Source organism: Pseudomonas sp. Eqa60, from assembly GCF_018326405.1.
Classification (GTDB): Bacteria; Pseudomonadota; Gammaproteobacteria; order Pseudomonadales; family Pseudomonadaceae; genus Aquipseudomonas; species Aquipseudomonas protegens.
This window is the reverse complement of record NZ_AP024342.1, coordinates 368,381-385,870: the sequence shown is the minus strand read 5'-3', so window position 1 is coordinate 385,870 and position 17,490 is coordinate 368,381. Positions and strand designations below refer to the sequence as shown.

The 17,490-nt window shown below is 65.0% G+C and carries 16 protein-coding genes and 1 tRNA gene; 16 read left to right on the top strand and 1 reads right to left on the bottom strand.

The window, feature by feature from the left end; genetic code table 11:
* From KI242_RS01720 to KI242_RS01695, 6 genes are all read left to right on the top strand, one after another.
* The gene (locus KI242_RS01720) at positions 1 to 837 is read left to right on the top strand and encodes an ABC transporter permease (protein WP_047283525.1); all 837 of its coding nucleotides are present in this window, start codon (positions 1 to 3) and stop codon (positions 835 to 837) included.
* Positions 838 to 844: 7 nt separating this feature from the next.
* The gene (locus tag KI242_RS01715; RefSeq protein ID WP_019093897.1) at positions 845 to 1,660 is read left to right on the top strand and encodes an ABC transporter permease; all 816 of its coding nucleotides are present in this window, start codon (positions 845 to 847) and stop codon (positions 1,658 to 1,660) included.
* 405 nt (positions 1,661 to 2,065) lie between these two features.
* Complete coding sequence (locus tag KI242_RS01710) at positions 2,066 to 2,542, top strand: formate dehydrogenase subunit gamma (protein WP_123724165.1); 477 nt, start codon at positions 2,066 to 2,068, stop codon at positions 2,540 to 2,542.
* On the top strand, positions 2,542 to 4,101 hold the full coding sequence (locus tag KI242_RS01705; protein ID WP_212805862.1) for an NADH-ubiquinone oxidoreductase-F iron-sulfur binding region domain-containing protein: 1,560 nt from the start codon (positions 2,542 to 2,544) through the stop codon (positions 4,099 to 4,101). Before KI242_RS01710 ends, KI242_RS01705 begins: the two co-directional genes overlap by 1 nt.
* A complete protein-coding gene (fdhF, locus tag KI242_RS01700) occupies positions 4,098 to 6,995 on the top strand; it encodes a formate dehydrogenase subunit alpha (protein ID WP_212805861.1) in 2,898 nt (965 codons plus the stop codon). The genes KI242_RS01705 and fdhF overlap by 4 nt, the downstream gene beginning before the upstream one ends.
* Positions 6,992 to 7,213, top strand: a complete 222-nt coding sequence (locus tag KI242_RS01695) for a formate dehydrogenase subunit delta (RefSeq protein WP_011058705.1) — start codon at positions 6,992 to 6,994, stop codon at positions 7,211 to 7,213. The genes fdhF and KI242_RS01695 overlap by 4 nt, the downstream gene beginning before the upstream one ends.
* A 53-nt stretch (positions 7,214 to 7,266) precedes the next feature.
* Here the strand turns inward: KI242_RS01695 and KI242_RS01690 are convergent, their stop codons facing one another.
* On the bottom strand, positions 7,267 to 7,911 hold the full coding sequence (locus KI242_RS01690; protein WP_212805860.1) for an amidase: 645 nt from the start codon (positions 7,909 to 7,911) through the stop codon (positions 7,267 to 7,269).
* Positions 7,912 to 8,109: 198 nt separating this feature from the next.
* On the opposite strand from KI242_RS01690, the gene KI242_RS01685 reads away from it, so the two are divergent.
* The 10 genes from KI242_RS01685 (at position 8,110) to KI242_RS01640 (ending at position 17,462) form a co-directional block, all read left to right on the top strand.
* Positions 8,110 to 9,495 carry a sodium:solute symporter gene (locus tag KI242_RS01685; RefSeq protein WP_015633802.1) on the top strand — a complete coding sequence of 462 codons (1,386 nt, stop codon included), beginning with the start codon at positions 8,110 to 8,112 and terminating at the stop codon, positions 9,493 to 9,495.
* 29 nt (positions 9,496 to 9,524) lie between these two features.
* Positions 9,525 to 10,481: an agmatinase gene (gene speB, locus KI242_RS01680; protein ID WP_019093902.1), complete on the top strand. Its 957-nt coding sequence runs from the start codon at positions 9,525 to 9,527 to the stop codon at positions 10,479 to 10,481.
* A 113-nt stretch (positions 10,482 to 10,594) separates the two neighbouring features.
* A tRNA-Thr gene (locus KI242_RS01675) sits at positions 10,595 to 10,670 on the top strand.
* A gap of 264 nt (positions 10,671 to 10,934) precedes the next feature.
* The gene (locus tag KI242_RS01670; RefSeq protein WP_123431230.1) at positions 10,935 to 11,918 is read left to right on the top strand and encodes an AraC family transcriptional regulator; all 984 of its coding nucleotides are present in this window, start codon (positions 10,935 to 10,937) and stop codon (positions 11,916 to 11,918) included.
* Positions 11,919 to 12,079: 161 nt separating this feature from the next.
* The gene (locus KI242_RS01665; RefSeq protein WP_210693206.1) at positions 12,080 to 13,114 is read left to right on the top strand and encodes a DUF1254 domain-containing protein; all 1,035 of its coding nucleotides are present in this window, start codon (positions 12,080 to 12,082) and stop codon (positions 13,112 to 13,114) included.
* Positions 13,115 to 13,327: 213 nt separating this feature from the next.
* Positions 13,328 to 14,179 (top strand): MipA/OmpV family protein, encoded by an 852-nt coding sequence (locus tag KI242_RS01660; RefSeq protein WP_212805859.1) that lies wholly within the window; start codon positions 13,328 to 13,330, stop codon positions 14,177 to 14,179.
* A gap of 35 nt (positions 14,180 to 14,214) precedes the next feature.
* Positions 14,215 to 15,042 (top strand): phosphatase PAP2 family protein, encoded by an 828-nt coding sequence (locus KI242_RS01655; protein ID WP_212805858.1) that lies wholly within the window; start codon positions 14,215 to 14,217, stop codon positions 15,040 to 15,042.
* Positions 15,043 to 15,055: 13 nt separating this feature from the next.
* Positions 15,056 to 15,850 carry a hypothetical protein gene (locus KI242_RS01650; RefSeq protein ID WP_212805857.1) on the top strand — a complete coding sequence of 265 codons (795 nt, stop codon included), beginning with the start codon at positions 15,056 to 15,058 and terminating at the stop codon, positions 15,848 to 15,850.
* A 79-nt stretch (positions 15,851 to 15,929) separates the two neighbouring features.
* Positions 15,930 to 16,316 (top strand): cytochrome c family protein, encoded by a 387-nt coding sequence (locus KI242_RS01645; RefSeq protein WP_011058696.1) that lies wholly within the window; start codon positions 15,930 to 15,932, stop codon positions 16,314 to 16,316.
* Between the two features lie 24 nt (positions 16,317 to 16,340).
* Positions 16,341 to 17,462, top strand: a complete 1,122-nt coding sequence (locus tag KI242_RS01640) for a hypothetical protein (protein WP_125062534.1) — start codon at positions 16,341 to 16,343, stop codon at positions 17,460 to 17,462.
* Positions 17,463 to 17,490: the final 28 nt, after the last annotated feature.

Here is a 17,490-nt window from a genome sequence, read left to right as displayed (position 1 = left end):
ATGAGTGCAACCCGAACCGCACGCCTGGAACGCAGCCTGCTGCTGTTCCCGCTGCCGCTGCTACTGGTGGTGTTCTACCTGTTGCCGTTCTTCGGCGTGGTGAGCTGGAGCTTCACCCTGCCGGAGACGGGCTTGGGGCAGTACCAGCGCATCGCAACCGACCCGGCGATCCACGACATGCTCCTGCGCACCCTGCGCCTGTGCCTGACCGTGAGCCTCTTGGCCCTGGTGATCGGCTACCTGCTGGCCTACTGCTGGGTGTTCAGCCCGCCGTTCTGGCAACGCATGGTGGAGATCTGCGTGTTCATCCCGTTCTGGATCTCGGTGCTGGTGCGGGCCTTCGGCTGGCTGATCGCCCTGCGCAGCAACGGCGTGGTCAACGACAGCCTGCTGTCCCTGGGCTGGATCGATCACCCCTTGCAACTGACCCGCAACGAACTGGGGGTGGTGATCGGCATGCTGCACTTCATGATCCCCTATGCCCTGTTCCCGCTACTGTCGAGCATGCGCCAGCTGGATCAACGGGTGCTGCTGGCCTCACGCGGCCTGGGGGCCGGCGCCCTGCGCACCTTCTGGCAGGTGCTGCTGCCGCAGACCCTGCCGGGGCTGCTGGGGGCCTTCATCATGGTCTTCGTGTTCTGCCTGGGCTTCTTCATCACCCCGGTGCTGCTGGGTGGCGGGCAGACGGTGATGATTGCCGAATACGTGTTCCTGCAGATGTTCCAGACCAGCAACTGGGGCCTGGGCGCGGCCCTGAGCCTGGTGCTGCTGACCCTGGTCAGCGCGCTGATCTGGCTGCTGATGCGCATCACCCGTGTCAATCGACTGGTGGGTTGAGGTCACTATGAATACACATCGCACTGCCCTGAGTACCCGGCTGATCGCCGTGGTCGCCATGGCCTTCATGCTGTTCCCGCTGCTGACGGTGATCCCGGTTTCCTTCACCGCCAAACGCTACCTGTCGATGCCCGACGGCCACTGGTCGCTGCGCCACTACGAGGCGCTGCTGAGCAACCCCGACTGGCTGTCGAGCATCGGCCAGAGCCTGGCCATCGCCAGCGCCACCAGCCTGATCGCCACCCTGCTGGCGGTGAGTTTCAGCCTCGGCATCTGGTACCTGCGTTCGCGCCTGGCAACCCTGCTGATCGGCCTGGTGCTGCTGCCCATGGCCATTCCGCCGGTGATCTCGGCGCTGGTGCTGTACTTCATGGAAACCAACCTCGGGCGCATCGCCCCGGGCTGGGGCTACGACACCCTGCCCGGGGTGGTGATCGCCCATGTGGTGATGGTGGTGCCCTACGGCGTGGTGACCATGCTGGTGGCGCTGAGCCAGGTGGACCGGCGCATCGAGCTGGCCTCGCGCAACCTGGGGGCGAGCCTGATGCAGACCACCTTCCTGGTGATGTTGCCGAACCTCAAGCTGGGGATCTTCTCCACCGCGCTGCTGAGCTTTGCCCTGTCCTGGGAGGAAGTGGCGGTGACCCTGTTCATCACCAGTGTCGACGTCAACACCCTGCCGCGGCGGATCTGGAGCGGCCTGCGCGATAACGTCGACCCCAGCGTGGCGGCGATCTCGGTGCTGCTGATCGGCCTGACCCTGCTGGTGCTCATGGGCCGCCTGGCCTTGCAGTACGCCGCCCAGCGCCGCGCCCGCTCCTAGCGCCTGTGGCGAGGGAGCTTGCTCCCTCGCCACAGGGCCCACCCTACTCCCTGGCTATTCGCTTCCGAGCTGACCGAAGTCATCCCTCACTCCCCGCGTTTTATCCGATAGTGCCCCGTTCGCCCACCCGGTTGCCCAGGCTCTTCTAGACTCAATGGGTGGTCGTAGATGGAACCGAACACGTCGCTTTCGTGCAGATGAACCAGAAGCAGCGTGTCAAGCTGCCCTTTATGCCCTGAACAGGTGCGGCAACGACCGCGCCGGGTACAACAAGATGCCCATTCAGGGTGCATGGCCAACGGCCTGAAACGCCGCGCTACCGTGACGTGGCAACCAGCGCCGCAGCCGACACTTTCGGACAGCCGACAACCACCAGGTTTGTCCGTGACCGTGAGGAATTGCTGTATGCCTGATGAAACACTGCATCTGCCGTTGATCCACACCCTGCTGGAGCGTCACAAAGGCTCCCCGGGTGCGCTGTTGCCGATTCTCCACCAGATCCAGGAAGAGCTCGGCTACATCCCCGATCTGGCCGTCCCCGAAATCGCCCATGCACTCAATCAGAGCCAGGCGGAAGTGCGCGGGGTGATCAGCTTCTACCATGATTTTCGTACCGCACCGCCGGCGCGCCACATCCTGCGCCTGTGCCGCGCCGAGTCCTGCCAGAGCCGCGGCTCCGAGCAGCTGGCGGCGCAACTGCGGGCACGCCTGCAACTGGATGACCACGGTAGCAGCGCCGACGGCTCCATCAGCCTGCGGCCGGTGTACTGCCTGGGGGCCTGTGCCTGTTCGCCGGCCCTGGAGCTGGACGGACAGTTGCATGCCCGGGTCAGCGCCGAACGTCTGGATGCGCTGCTGGACAGTTGCCGGGAGGACGCGTGATGCCAAGCCTCTATCTGCCCTGTGATTCCCTGGCCCGGGCCGTGGGCGCCGACGCGGTGGCCGACGCCATCGCCGCCCAGGCCGAGCAGCACCAACTACCGCTGCAACTGCAACGCACCAGCTCCCGTGGCCTGTACTGGCTGGAACCGCTGCTGGAAGTCGATACCCCGGACGGACGCCTGGGCTTCGGCCCGGTGAGCGTCGCCGACGTACCCTCGCTGCTGAACGCCCTGCAAGACGCTCCCGCCAGCCATCCCCTGGCCCTGGGCCGGGTGGAAGACCTGCCCTACCTGAAGAGCCAGCAACGTCTGCTGTTCGCCCGCGCCGGCATTACCCGGCCGCTGTCCCTGGCGGACTATCGGGCCCACGGCGGCTTCGAGGGCCTGAGCCGCGCCGTCGCCCTGGGCGGTGACCAGACCGTGGCCGCGGTGCTCGACTCCGGCCTGCGGGGCCGCGGCGGCGCGGCCTTCCCCGCCGGGATCAAATGGCGCACCGTGCGCGACACGCCGCAGCAGCAGAAGTACGTGGTGTGCAACGCCGACGAGGGCGACTCCGGCACCTTCGCCGACCGCATGCTGATGGAAGGCGACCCGTTCCTGCTGATCGAAGGCATGGCCATTGCCGGTATCGCGGTCGGCGCCAGCTACGGCTACATCTACGTGCGCTCGGAATATCCCCAGGCGGTGGCGACCCTGCGCGAAGCCCTGGAAATCGCCCGGGATGCCGGTTATCTCGGGGCCAATGCCGGCGGTAGCGGCCAGGCGTTCGACATGGAGGTTCGGGTCGGTGCCGGGGCCTATATCTGCGGCGAAGAAACCGCCCTGCTGGACTCCCTGGAAGGCAAGCGCGGCATCGTTCGCGCCAAGCCGCCGATCCCGGCGCTGCAAGGCCTGTTCGGCCAGCCGACCCTGGTGCACAACGTGCTGACCCTGGCCTCGGTGCCACTGATCCTGGAAAAGGGCGCGCCGTTTTATCGCGACTACGGCATGGGCCGCTCCCTGGGCACCATGCCCTTCCAACTGGCGGGCAATGTGCGTCACGGCGGCCTGGTGGAACGGGCCTTCGGCCTGACCCTGCGCGAGCTGGTGGAAGGCTACGGCGGCGGCACCGCCAGCGGTCGGCCGCTGAAGGCTGCGCAAGTCGGCGGCCCACTCGGCGCCTGGGTGCCCCCTGCACAGTTCGATACGCCGCTGGATTACGAAGCCTTCGCCGCCATGGGCGCGATGCTCGGCCACGGCGGTGTGGTGGTGGCCGATGACAGCCTGGACCTGGCCCACATGGCGCGCTTCGCCCTGCAATTCTGCGCCGAGGAATCCTGTGGCAAATGCACCCCGTGCCGCATCGGTTCGACCCGCGGCGTGGAGGTCATCGACCGCCTGCTGGCAGCCCCCGATCAAGGCCGCCGCGATGAGCAGGCGCTGATCCTCAAAGACCTGTGCGACACCCTGCAATACGGCTCGCTGTGCGCCCTGGGCGGGATGACGTCCTATCCGGTGGCCAGCGCCCTGAAGCACTTTCCCGCCGACTTCGGTCTGCAGCCCTCGGAGGCCGACCAATGATCAGTATTTTCGACCCAGCCACAGACATCGACCTCAATGCCGTGGACTTCGGCACCCCAGCCCGCGACAGCCAGGTGCAAGTCAGCCTGAACATCGACGGACGCAACATCAGCGTGCCCCAGGGCACCTCGGTGATGCGCGCCGCCGCCCTGCTGGGCACCACCATCCCCAAGCTCTGCGCCACCGACAGCCTGGAAGCCTTCGGCTCGTGCCGCATGTGCCTGGTGGAAATCGACGGCATGCGCGGCTACCCGGCTTCCTGCACCACCCCGGTCAGCGAAGGCATGGTGGTGCATACGCAAACGCCAAAGCTGGCGACCCTGCGGCGCAACGTGATGGAGCTGTACATCTCCGACCACCCGCTCGACTGCCTGACCTGCTCGGCCAACGGCAACTGCGAACTGCAGACCGTGGCCGGCCAGGTGGGCCTGCGGGAAGTGCGCTACGGCTATGACGGCGCCAACCACCTGGACGATCAGAAAGACACCTCCAACCCCTACTTCGACTACGACCCGAGCAAGTGCATCGTCTGCAACCGCTGCGTGCGCGCCTGCGAGGAAACCCAGGGCACCTTCGCCCTGACCATCAGCGGCCGCGGCTTCGAATCCCGGGTCGCGGCAGCCGGTGGCGACAACTTCCTCGACTCCGAATGCGTGTCCTGCGGCGCCTGCGTGCAGGCCTGCCCGACGGCGACCCTGATGGAAAAAAGCGTGGTGGAAATCGGCCAGCCGGAGCGGGCGGTGATCACCACCTGCGCCTACTGCGGGGTGGGCTGCTCGTTCCGCGCCGAGATGAAGGGCGACCAGCTGGTGCGCATGGTTCCGGACAAGAACGGCCAGGCCAACCACGGCCATTCCTGCGTCAAGGGCCGCTTCGCCTGGGGCTACGCCACTCACCCTGACCGCATCACCAAACCGATGATCCGCAAACACATCAGCGACCCGTGGCAGGAAGTCAGCTGGGACGAAGCGGTGACCTACGCGGCCAGCGAGCTGCGGCGCATCCAGTTCAAGTACGGCCGCGACTCCATCGGCGGTATCACCTCCAGCCGCTGCACCAACGAAGAAACCTACCTGGTGCAGAAACTGGTGCGGGCAGCCTTCGGCAACAACAACGTCGACACCTGTGCGCGGGTCTGCCACTCGCCCACCGGCTACGGTCTCAAGCAGACCCTGGGGGAATCCGCCGGGACCCAGAGCTTCGACTCGGTGATGCAGGCCGACGTGATCCTGGTAATGGGCGCCAACCCCAGCGACGCCCACCCGGTGTTCGGCTCCCAACTCAAGCGGCGTCTGCGTGAAGGGGCCAAGCTGATCGTCATCGATCCGCGACGCATCGATCTGGTGGACTCGGTACACGCCCGCGCCGAGCTGCACCTGGCTCTGCGCCCGGGCACCAACGTCGCCATGCTCAATGCCCTGGCCCATGTGATCGTCACCGAAGGGCTGGTCAACCAGGGGTTCGTCGACGCCCGCTGCGAGCCGGAAGCCTTCGCCCAGTGGAGCGCCTTCGTCAGTCGCGCCGACAACTCGCCGGAAGTGCTCGGCGCCATCTGCGGCGTCCCCGCCACCGACATCCGCGCTGCCGCGCGCCTGTACGCCACCGGCGGCAACGCCGCGATTTACTACGGCCTGGGCGTCACCGAGCACAGCCAGGGCAGCACCTCGGTGATGGGCATCGCCAACCTGGCCATGGTCACCGGCAACATCGGTCGCGAAGGGGTCGGGGTGAACCCGCTACGGGGGCAGAACAACGTCCAGGGCTCCTGCGACATGGGCTCCTTCCCCCACGAGCTGCCGGGCTATCGGCACATCTCCAACCAGGCGGTGCGCCAGGAGTTCGAGCAGGCCTGGAACGTCACCCTGCAAGCCGACCCCGGCCTGCGCATTCCCAACATGTTCGAAGCGGCCCTGGGCGGCAGCTTCAAGGGCCTGTACTGCCAGGGCGAGGACATCGCCCAGAGCGACCCCAATACCCAGCACGTGACTGCGGCCCTGTCGGCCATGGAATGCGTGGTGGTGCAGGACATCTTCCTCAACGAAACCGCCAAGTTCGCCCACGTGTTCCTGCCGGGCTCCTCGTTCCTGGAAAAGGACGGCACTTTCACCAACGCCGAACGGCGCATCTCCCGGGTGCGCAAGGTCATGGAGCCCCTGGGTGGCAAGGCCGACTGGGAAGGCACCCTGGCCCTGGCCGCGGCCCTGGGCTACCCGATGCACTACAACCATCCTTCGCAGATCATGGATGAAATCGCCCGCCTGACCCCGACCTTCACCGGCGTCAGCTACGCCAGCCTGGACCGCCACGGCAGCCTGCAATGGCCGTGCAACGACGCCGCGCCGGACGGCACGCCGACCATGCACATCGACGAGTTCGTGCGCGGCAAGGGGCGCTTCATGCTCACCGGCTACGTGCCCACCGACGAGAAGGTCAACGGTCGCTACCCGCTGCTGCTGACCACCGGCCGCATCCTCAGCCAGTACAACGTCGGCGCCCAGACCCGACGCACCGACAACGTCGCCTGGCACGCCGAGGACCGCCTGGAAATCCACCCCACCGATGCCGAGAGCCGGGGCATCAACGAAGGCGACTGGGTGGGCATCGGCAGCCGCGCCGGGCAGACCGTGCTGCGGGCGCGGGTCACCGAGCGGGTGGCACCGGGGGTGGTCTACACCACCTTCCACTTCCCCGAGTCGGGGGCCAACGTGATCACCACCGACAACTCCGACTGGGCCACCAACTGTCCGGAATACAAGGTCACCGCGGTGGAAGTCAGCCGCGTCTACCACCCTTCCGAATGGCAGAAGCGCTACCAGGCATTCAGCGAAGAGCAGCATCGCCTGCTGGACAAGCGTGGCCGCTCCCGGGGCGGCAAGGCGGAGGTGCGCCGATGAGCACCGCCAACCTGATCAAGATGGCCAACCAGATCGCCTCGTACTTCGCCAATGAGCCGGACCAGGTACAGGCCGTGCTCAGCGTGCGCAACCACATGCAGATGTTCTGGACCCCAGGCATGCGCAAGGAACTGCTGGCCTGGCAGACCGAGCAGCAAGGGGCCGAACTGCATCCACTCGTGCAGCAGGCGGTGCGCGACGCGGGCTGGGAGGCCTAGACCAGCCCTCACCCCCGGCCTGCTACCCCAGGCCGGGGCTACCCTCCAACGGCTCAGCTACCCGGGCACTTGCTGTCCACCGGCGGCTTGGCCTGGACCGCCATCGGAATGACCGCTCCCGGCTTGCCCAGGGGCAACAACTGGTACACCGCAAAGGCACACATGGCTGCGGTTTCGCCGTTCGCCTGGGGGATGTAGTTCAGACCGACATAGGCCTCGTAGCTCTTGCCCGGCTCGAACAGCACCACCTTCCTCACCTCAGGGCAGGTGCTGTAGGTGCTGCCATAGCCACCTGCCGCCACGCCCCCGCCTTCCAGCAGGAAAGGCCGGCCCGCCGGTACCCGGTACTCGGTGGCGATCTCGTTGTAGGCGCCCTCGCCCCTGCGGATCGCCCCTGCGTAGGCCGGCAGTTTCGGCGCGAACCTGGGCAGCATGTCGATCTGCCGGGGCTGCACCGGGAACTGCGGGTAGTTGATGTTGGCCTGTTGATCGCTGCCGAAACGCCCGGCCTTGGCCAGGCGCTTGCTGTCCCCCAGGCACCCGGCATAGGCGTCCCCGCGCACCTCGCCGTTGGTGATCACCCGCAACTGCGCGGTCGGCACGCTCAGGGGCGGTTCCGAATAGGGCTGTACCGGTTTGGCACTGCAAGCGCCGAGCAACGCCAACGCGGCCAGCAGGGTGGGAGTTGCGAGATTCATCACTGAAGTTTCCTTTGACTGAGGCGGCCACCGGGCCCGCACAGGCTATCGGCCGAGTGCCCGCAGCCTTCACTGCCACCCAGGCACTTTCCACAAAACACAAGCCAGCTTGTGCCCGCCGGGATGTACCCGGCAACCCCTGCCACCTACGCTGCGCCGACCTGCCTTCAACAACAAAAACAAAAGGAAGCGACGGTTATGGCACTCGATTATCTGGTAATGGCGATCTACGTCCTGCTGATGGCCGGCCTCGGCTGGTGGGGCATGCGCAAAGTGAAAAACCAGGATGACTTTCTGGTGGCCGGGCGCCGCCTGGGCCCGGCCCTGTACCTGGGCACGCTGTCGGCGGTGATGCTCGGCGGCGCTTCCACCATAGGCTCGGTGCGCCTGGGCTACAGCTACGGCATTTCCGGGCTGTGGCTGGTGTTCATGCTGGGCCTGGGGATCATCGTGCTGAGCCTGGTGTTCTCCCGGCAGATCGCCCAGTTGCGGGTCTTTACCGTGACCCAGATCCTAGAGCAGCGCTACCAGGCGTCCTCGCGGCTGATCGGTGGCTGCGTGATGGTGGCCTACGACCTGATGGTGGCGGTGACCGCCACCATCGCCATCGGCTCGATCACCGAAGTGGTGTTCGAGATCCCGCGGATCACAGCGATCCTCTGCGGAGGCGGCCTGGTGATCTTCTACTCGGTGATCGGCGGCATGTGGTCGCTGACCCTCACCGACATCATCCAGTTCGTGATCATGACCCTGGGGATCTTCGGCGTCCTGCTGCCCATGAGCCTGGGCCAGGCCGGCGGCCTGGAAGCCTTGCAGGCCAACCTGCCGGCGGGCTTCTTCGAGCTGGGCAATATCGGCCTGGACACCATCCTCACCTACTTCCTGCTGTACTTCTTCGGCGCCCTGATCGGCCAGGACATCTGGCAGCGGCTGTTCACCGCCCGCAGTGAAAGCGTGGTGCGCTACGCCGGGCTCGGCGCCGGGATCTACTGCATGTTCTATGGCGCCGCCTGCGCCCTGGTGGGGGCCGCCGCCAAGCTGCTGCTGCCGGACCTGGCGGTGGCGGAAAACGCCTTCGCCGAAATCACCCGCAGCGTGTTGCCCGCCGGCCTGCGCGGCTTGGTGGTGGCCGCTGCCCTGGCCGCCATCATGTCTACCGCCAGCGCCTGCCTGCTGGCGTCGGCCACGGTGCTCAAGGAAGACATCTACAGCCGCTTCCTTACCCGGGGCGGGGAAAACCACCTGGCCAGCAGCCGCTGGATCACCCTCGGGCTGGGGGCGGCGATGCTGTTGATGGCGTGCCTGGTGAACGACGTGATCGCCGGGCTGAGCATCGCCTACAACCTGCTGGTGGGCGGCCTGCTGGTGCCGATCATGGGCGCGCTGCTGTGGCGTCGCGCCTCGGCCAGGGGCGCCATCGCCTGCATGCTCACCGGCAGCCTGACGGTGATCGCGTTCATGGTCCGCGACGGCATTCTCGCCAACACCCCGATCTACTACGGGCTCGGGGTCAGCCTGCTGACCTTTGTCGGCGTCAGCCTGACAAGCCGGGCGGCACCGGCACTGCGCAGCGCCACCGAATAAATCCTTCACAGCGAACAAGGAACCCCGCCATGTCCAAGCCCTTTCCCCAACCCGTGGATGCCGCCCTGGTCCCACGCTTCGCCGGCATTCCAAGCTTCATGCGCCTGCCGCTGTTCGACGACCCGGCCCAGGTGCAGATCGCCCTGGTGGGCGTGCCCTGGGACGGCGGCACCACCAACCGTGCCGGTGCCCGCCACGGCCCGCGGGAGGTGCGCAACCAGTCGAGCCTGATGCGCAAGGTGCACCATGTCAGCCGCATCGCCCCCTATGACCTGGTCCGGGTCGGTGACCTGGGTGATGCACCGGTGAACCCCATCGACCTGCTGGATTCGCTGAAACAGATCGAAGGTTTCTTCAGCCAATTGCACCAGGCCGGCGCCGTGCCCCTGGCGGTGGGTGGCGACCACCTGGTGACCCTGCCGATCTTCCGCGCCCTGGCCCGCCACCGGCCCATCGGCATGGTGCACTTCGATGCCCACTCCGACACCAACGACCGCTACTTCGGCGACAACCTCTACACCCACGGCACGCCCTTTCGCCGCGCCATCGAAGAAGGCCTGCTGGACCCCAAGCGCACGGTGCAGATCGGCATTCGCGGTTCGATCTACAGCGCCGACGACGAGGCTTTCGCCCGGGACTGCGGGATTCGCGTGATCCACATGGAAGAGTTCGCCGACATCGGCGTCGAAGCCACCCTGGCCGAAGCCCGGCGCGTGGTGGGCGACGGCCCGACCTACATCAGCTTCGACGTCGACGTGCTCGACCCGGCCTTCGCCCCCGGCACCGGCACCCCGGAGATCGGCGGCATGACCACCCTCCAGGCCCAGCAGATGATCCGCGGCCTGCGCGGCCTGAACCTGGTCGGCGCCGACGTGGTGGAAGTCTCGCCGCCCTTCGACGTCGGCGGCGCCACCGCCCTGGTGGGCGCGACCCTGATGTTCGAGTTGCTGTGCATCCTCGCCGAATCGATAGCGCAAGGCTCCTGAGGAGGGCCAGCCAATCGTTTGCCAGCGGACGCGGCCCTGAGCGCTTCGCAAAAATAGTCAGATTTCAGGGGTTTACAGAAGCCCGCCAATCGCTATAATCGTCGCCCTGACACGCCGGTATAGCTCAGTTGGTAGAGCAACTGACTTGTAATCAGTAGGTCCCGGGTTCGACTCCTGGTGCCGGCACCATACAAAACAAAGCCCTCGCAGCGATGCGAGGGCTTTGTTGTTTCCAGGGTCAAACAATCCTCTCCCGATGCCTTCAGCACCTTGCTGGACCCGGTATCGCCGCGCTTCAGCCCCCTTACCCTTCTTCGCAAGTCCCACAAGCACAATATCCTTCGTGTTTAATGCACATCGCCAGCACGACTCCGGCAGGTGTTTTGCGCTAGTGTTTCCTGCGGACTCGGACGTTCTTCACGTGCACGGCCTTTGAACCAGGTGCAAACGCTCATGACCCATGCAACGCCCTCCATCAAACTCAGCACGCTTCAGCAAATAGCGCCCTACCTGAGCATGCGCGGGGTGTCGCCGCTGGAGTTCTTCCGGCGCTACGGGATTTCCCCGCAGGTTTTTCAATACCCGGATGCCTGGGTGCCGCGAGCGACCTGTTTTCACATCGCCAATGAAATGGCCGCGGTCGCACAGGACCCCTTCGCGGGTGCAACGGTGGGGCACTTGATCGAAGTACGCTCACTCGGCGCCTGGGGCGGGTTGATCCTGGGTTCGACCAACCTTGCCCAGGCGTGCGCAGTGGCAGCGATCCATACGGACTTACTGCATCAAGGAAGTGACGTAAGAATCGTTACCGAAGGCCGTACGACGAAGCTGATCCAGCAATTCACCGGGCAGCACGGGGCTGATCCGAAGCAGGTCATTCTCGGCACTCTGGCGCTGCTGAGGAAAGTGCCGCTCATGTCCGGCGAGCCTTGCGCCATACGGGTGCATCTGCAAAACCCGCGGGAGCGAGGAGATGAGGCGCTGGAGGAGTACCTGGGGCCGAATCTGCACATGAACGCGAAGCACAACATGATCGAATTCGATCGTGAGCTGCTCGACACCCCTCTGCAACCTGCCCGGGATGACGCCTGGAAAGTCACCGAGGCCTTGAAGTCGACCGCGCAAGCCGCCGGTGTGCTGATCGAACGGATCGCGGATCAGGATCGATCCAAACTTACCGCTATTTCAAGAAACATCGGCTTGTCTTCCCGAACGCTACAGCGGCGCCTCAAGTACTGCGGCATGGACTTCGAAGACCTGCGTGACGAAACCCGTCGCAGCGAAGCACTGCAATTGATTGCCAGCGGCAAATACACCGCGACCGAGATTGCCTACATGGTGGGCTACAGTGATCAGGCGCACTTTACCCGAGCCTTCAAGCGCTGGACCGGAAGTTCGCCGTCACGCTACCGCTCGCTCTTGAAAGATGATCGTTAACCTCTTCGCCTGACCCTCCCGCCCCACTATCGGGCGCCTTCAAATAACCCACTTCGCGGTACTTGCCTGGTGTGCTTTTGGCACCAAATGGCAAGTTTCCAGCGGGGTGTTCTTTTACAGTCTGAAAAGGTAATGCCCACTTAAAAACGCTAGAGGTTTACATGCCCGATTCATCCACGGCCTGCATCGTCGCCCTGACGCTGGCCACTTTTGCCAGTGCACACGCTCAGTCATCCGCTGATGCGACGGTGCGGGTAAATGTCGATAACTTTGCTCGCGCCGAGTCCGACCTCTACATGGGCAAGAGTGTGAAGAGTGGAGGCTTGGGGCGGTTTGTTCACAGCCGCGAAGCGGTTGCCATCGACGCTCAGGATGTCATCCGCATGAACAGGGACACGCTTTACTCGTCAGCGGTGTTCGATCTCGATGCCGGCCCGGTGACTGTCACCTTGCCTGAAGCCGGTGAGAGGTTCATGTCGATGCAAGTGGTCAACGAAGATCACTACGTGCCGGCAGTCATTTATGGGCCCGGTCCCCATACGCTGGCGAAAGAGGACATCGGCACACGCTATGTATTTGTCGCTATCCGCCTGTTCTTCGACCCCATGGATCGCAAAGACCTCGAGCAGGTGCATGCGCTGCAGGACGCCATCCAGGTCAGCCAGGCCAGGCACGGGGAGTTCGTGGTTCCGAAGTGGGATCAGGCGAGCCAGAAAAAAGTGCGTGATGCCCTGGCTGTTCTGGGTTCGACCCTTCCCGACTACAACCAGTCCTTTGGCCCGAAAGGCAGGGTCGATCCGGTGCGCCACCTGATCGGAACCGCAACGGGCTGGGGCGGCAACCCGAGCAGGGACGCCATCTACCTCGGAGCAGTATTGCCGCACAACGATGGAAAAACCGTCTACCGGCTCAAGGTCGAACAGGTACCGGTCAAGAGTTTCTGGTCTGTGAGTGTTTACAACGCCGACGGGTACTTTCAGAAAAACCCCTATGACGCCTATTCGCTGAACAACCTCACTGCCAAGAAAAGTGCCGATGGTTCAATTGTCATCCAGTTCGGGGGTTGCGAGGCCAAGGTCGTCAATTGCCTGGTTACGACACCCGGCTGGAACTACACCGTCAGGCTCTATCGACCGAGTAACGAAATACTCAGTGGCCAATGGCGTTTTCCAACGCCCGAGCCCGTCGATTTGTAAATTCGAGTATTCGAGCAAGTGCAAGTTTGTCGAAAGGACGGACTCCTGCCATCGGTACTTGTAAACGCACTGGGGCGATCAATGAGGCCAGCGCTTGCGCCGGGGGTTTACCGGCCTGCACTCGCCTCGGATACCAGCACCTGCAAGTTGAATATTGGTGATCAACTCAGCAATGGCTCTGCACTACAGAGTTCACACCCAAGGAAATGAACAATGACACTCAAGGATCATTCACATTCTTTCAGGTCTCCCGTGGTGTTCTCCCTAAGTGCAGCCCTTGCATTGATGCTCGTGCCGCCTGCCCAGGCTGCCCCGGCCGATTCAGGCGGCACGCCATCGGTGACGGTAGGCGGTGGCTTGGCTGTTGGCCCGTTGTACCAGGGCTCTTCCCACTACGCCGCCTTCCCGTCACTGAAGCTCAAGGCGGTCATGCCGACCCAGGACTGGGGCACCTTTACCGCGGCCTTTCCGGAAGGGCTGCGGTGGGATCTGCCGGGGCTGGCGCCTTTCGGCGTGGCCCTGCTGGTGGGTTATGACCCGGGGCGCAAGGAACGCATTCACACCCTGGACGGCCGTGATGACTACCTGCGGGGCATGGGCAACCTGGACAGCACCGCCCTGGTGGGGGCGGAAGCGTACTGGATCCTGCCCGCCGGCCGCTTGTTCGTACGCGGCCTGCAATCGAGCCAGAGGCGCAATTACGGTGGCGAAAGCCTGGGCCGTACGACGTACCTGGAAGCCGGGGTCGCCACCACCTACCCGCTGTCTTCGACCTTGACCCTGGACTCGACGCTGTACGGTACCTGGAGCAACGAGAACGACATGATGGCCCGCTTCGGCGTCACCGCCCAGCAAGCCGCACGCACCCGGTTCGATGAATACCACCCCGGTGGCGGGATGCGCGACGTGACCTTGAAGCTGGGCCTGACCTGGCAATGGCAGCCACAGGTGGCACTGGAAGGTGGCATCAAGACCTACGCCCTGGTCTCCGACGCCCGTGACAGCCCGCTGACGGGGGAAAAGGTCGGTGCCGGAGCCTATCTGGACGCCTTGTACCGATTCTGATCAGCCGTGGTCATGGATAGAAAAGAGAACGCACGATGAAAAAAATACCTGACCCCCTCGCGGTGACACTGTCCCTGGCCGGCCTGCTCTGGTCGGCATGGGCGCTGGCCGAGGACGCCGCCACGAAGGTCACCGACCCGCACTTCAAGCTGGCGCCAGGCTACCTTGAACCGGCTGACTTGCCTTTACGCCTGGCATTGCTCGGGGCCCCGCCAAAACCGGGCTCCGCGGCTCTCGCGCGGGATGAAGAAGCACGGCGTGCGGCGCTGGCGCTGCGTGGCTCGAGCCGGGAGAAACTCGCGGCAACCGATGCAGAACTGTCATTCCCCGGCCCGGCGAAAACCTTCTCTTGCGCGCTGGGCACGCAGATCAGCGAAAAGAGCACACCCCATCTCTATACCTTGATGCAGCGCACCCTGACGGATGCCGGGGGCTCCACCTACGCCGGAAAGAATGCCTACAACCGTACTCGCCCCTTCGTGGTGCATGACGAAGGCACGTGCCGCAAGGACATGGAGCCACTGCTGCGCACGGATGGCTCCTGGCCCTCCGGCCACTCCGCCGCGGGCTGGGCCTGGGGCCTGGTCCTGGCCGAGATCAACCCGGCCCGCGCCACCGAACTGATGACCCGTGGCCTGGCATACGGCCAAAGCCGGGTCATCTGCGACGCCCACTGGCAGAGCGACGTGGACGCTGGCCGCATCATGGGGGCCGCGACGGTGGCCAGCCTGCATGGCAATCCGGCGTTCCTCGCCGATCTGGCGGCCGCGAAGGAGGAGGTCAAGGCGGCGCAGCAAGCCGGCCTGAAGCCTGCCAAGGACTGCGCAGCCGAAGGCGTGGCTCTTGGGCTGACCCAGCACTGACCGGAGAAATAGCATGATCCACCGTGACCATCCGCCCTCATCATTGCTGCACCGGCGCACCCGCCTGGCGCTGCTGCTCGGTGCCTTGACGACCGCCGGAACCAGCCTGCCGCCCGTGGCCATGGCGGCAGACGACGATGGCTGGCGCTTCAACGGCGGCCCGTACGTGTGGGGCGCCGGGATCCGCGGGCACGTAGGCCACCGCAGCACAGGGACCCAGTTCATCAAGTCCGACTTCTCGGACATCGCGCGCAGTGTCGACATGTCGGTGATGCTGATGGGCGAAGCGCGGCGCGGCCCCTACAGCGTGCTCGCCGACCTGATGTACATCGACACCGACACCCGCAACCGGCTGCCAGCCGGAGCGCTGGCATCCAAGCTTGAGGTGCAGAGCAAGACCGCCTCGGGTTTCCTGGGGGGCGGCTACCAGGTGCTGGGGGATGACGATCATCGCCTGGACATCGCCGGCGGCGTGCGCGTCTGGTACAGCAGCACCAGCATCACCCTGCACGGTGGGCCGGCCGGCGGCCTGTCGGGCTCGGACAAGGCCACCTGGGCCGACGCGATGGCGGGGTTGCGCGGGCACTACGCCGTGAATGAGCGGTTCTGGCTCTCCGCCTGGGGCATGGCGGGCGCCGGGCAGTCCCGGGAAGACTGGGACCTGGCCGCACTGGCGGGCTGGGAGTTCCTGCCGGGCTTTTCGGCGGTGGCCGGCTACCGGGCCATGGGGGTCGATTATCGCCATGACGGGTTTGTCTACGACATCGTCCAGAAGGGCCCGCTGCTGGGTATCAGTGGGCGCTTCTGAGCCTTGTATCGCAAGGCTCCCCCCAGGCATGCGCTTCATGCTCCAATAGCCGCCGATTCCAGCTGCACGCAGGCCGCCCATGAAGCCCATCGCCGTATCGATCCTGACCCTGTTGCTCCACTCCCTGCTATTCAGCGCCCCGGCCCTGGCCGGTGATGCCGAAGCCGGCGCCAAGCTGTTCAAGCGCCTGTGCAGCGGCTGCCATAACATCGGGCCTTCGGTACGCAGTTCCTTCGGGCCGCAGCTCAATGGCATCATCGACCGCCCCGCCGGCAGCGCCGCGGACTACCAGTACTCGACGGCCATGAAGTCCTCGGGCATTGTCTGGAGCCGGGACAAGCTCATCCAGTACCTGGAAGACCCCAAGGCCGTGGTGCCCGGTACCCGGATGATTTTCTGGGGGCTGAGCGATGAGGAAAAAATCGATAATCTGCTGGCCTATCTGCAGACGTTCCAGACCCCCTGACCCGTTTTCGACAAGGATGTGTTGATGAAGCTCCCTTTGCTCTCGCTGGCGGCCATGAGCCTCGCGCTGGCGCCCGATCTGCAGGCCGCCGGCTTCGACTGCGCCAAGGCCTCGACCCAAGTGGAAAAGACTGTCTGCGCCACGCCGACGCTGTCCGCCAAGGACGAGGAGATGACCCGCCGCTACCAGGCGCTGAAGCACTTGCAGGTGTTCCGCCTGCTGCAAGGCCACTGGTTGAAGAACACCCGCAATACCTGCCCCGACACCGATTGCCTGGAGTCGGTCTACCGGGCCCAGGTGAAAATGCTCACGTCGCTGCCGATTCCTCCCGAGCCCGCCCCGGACGCACTGCGCCCACTGGCTCCCGGCGAGGCGTACCTGGTCTATGACCCGGACGACTGGCAGAACTTCACCCTGGCCACCTTCAACAGCACCCTGCCCCAGGGCGACCAGCAGATCGTCGATGCCCAGGTGATAGCCGGGGTGTTGCATGTGGTGCTGTTTGTCGGGCGCTATCAGCAGGGCAAGCCGGTGTATGTCGGCACCCTGTATGAGTACGCCGATGACCAGCCGGGGCTGCATCCCATCGCCCAGGACATCGCCTTCGCCGGCTGGGCCAATCCCGGGGCCAACGACCAGGGGCCGCGCTACGCCGGGATAGTCGATGGCCAGTTCTACTACCGCGAGCAGCTGGCGGGCCAGTTGCAGCAAAGCATGGTCTACCGTCTGGGTTCGCGCAGCGCGCCCGCCAGCACCCAGCAGGTGTTCCAGGTGGGCTCCAACACCTTCATGCACGCCCGGGCGCGGGTGGAGCAGGACCTCAATCGCGACAGCAGCCAGCTGTCCCTGAACTATGACCGCGCCAACGCGGGCAGCCATTCGGAGAACATCACCGAGCAGAAACAGCCCGATGCCGGATGGGCCATCGTCAACCCGACCTGGAGCACCACGCGCCCGGTGCTGTACTTCGATAACCAAGGGCCCCGGGCCTGTATCTGGCGGGTCGATATGCGGGGCAAGGAGTTGTCGAAGATAGTCACCGATCACGACGCAATGTCGGCCCGGCCGGTGGATATCCATGGCCGTGAAGCGGTGGTCTACCTGCAGGGCAACCAGCTGAAGTTCGCCATCAATCCGGACGACTGACGAACAGCGTTCGCGGATAAAAAAAGGC

Coding starts and splice junctions, on each gene's coding strand:
- KI242_RS01690 (WP_212805860.1), bottom strand. CDS start 7,911: ATGAATCTCGCAACTCCCACCCTGCTGGCCGCGTTGGCGTTGCTCGGC.
- KI242_RS01660 (WP_212805859.1), top strand. CDS start 13,328: ATGACACTCAAGGATCATTCACATTCTTTCAGGTCTCCCGTGGTGTTC.
- KI242_RS01685 (WP_015633802.1), top strand. CDS start 8,110: ATGGCACTCGATTATCTGGTAATGGCGATCTACGTCCTGCTGATGGCC.
- fdhF (WP_212805861.1), top strand. CDS start 4,098: ATGATCAGTATTTTCGACCCAGCCACAGACATCGACCTCAATGCCGTG.
- KI242_RS01720 (WP_047283525.1), top strand. CDS start 1: ATGAGTGCAACCCGAACCGCACGCCTGGAACGCAGCCTGCTGCTGTTC.
- KI242_RS01715 (WP_019093897.1), top strand. CDS start 845: ATGAATACACATCGCACTGCCCTGAGTACCCGGCTGATCGCCGTGGTC.
- KI242_RS01645 (WP_011058696.1), top strand. CDS start 15,930: ATGAAGCCCATCGCCGTATCGATCCTGACCCTGTTGCTCCACTCCCTG.
- KI242_RS01640 (WP_125062534.1), top strand. CDS start 16,341: ATGAAGCTCCCTTTGCTCTCGCTGGCGGCCATGAGCCTCGCGCTGGCG.
- KI242_RS01695 (WP_011058705.1), top strand. CDS start 6,992: ATGAGCACCGCCAACCTGATCAAGATGGCCAACCAGATCGCCTCGTAC.
- KI242_RS01710 (WP_123724165.1), top strand. CDS start 2,066: ATGCCTGATGAAACACTGCATCTGCCGTTGATCCACACCCTGCTGGAG.
- KI242_RS01705 (WP_212805862.1), top strand. CDS start 2,542: ATGCCAAGCCTCTATCTGCCCTGTGATTCCCTGGCCCGGGCCGTGGGC.
- speB (WP_019093902.1), top strand. CDS start 9,525: ATGTCCAAGCCCTTTCCCCAACCCGTGGATGCCGCCCTGGTCCCACGC.
- KI242_RS01655 (WP_212805858.1), top strand. CDS start 14,215: ATGAAAAAAATACCTGACCCCCTCGCGGTGACACTGTCCCTGGCCGGC.
- KI242_RS01665 (WP_210693206.1), top strand. CDS start 12,080: ATGCCCGATTCATCCACGGCCTGCATCGTCGCCCTGACGCTGGCCACT.
- KI242_RS01670 (WP_123431230.1), top strand. CDS start 10,935: ATGACCCATGCAACGCCCTCCATCAAACTCAGCACGCTTCAGCAAATA.
- KI242_RS01650 (WP_212805857.1), top strand. CDS start 15,056: ATGATCCACCGTGACCATCCGCCCTCATCATTGCTGCACCGGCGCACC.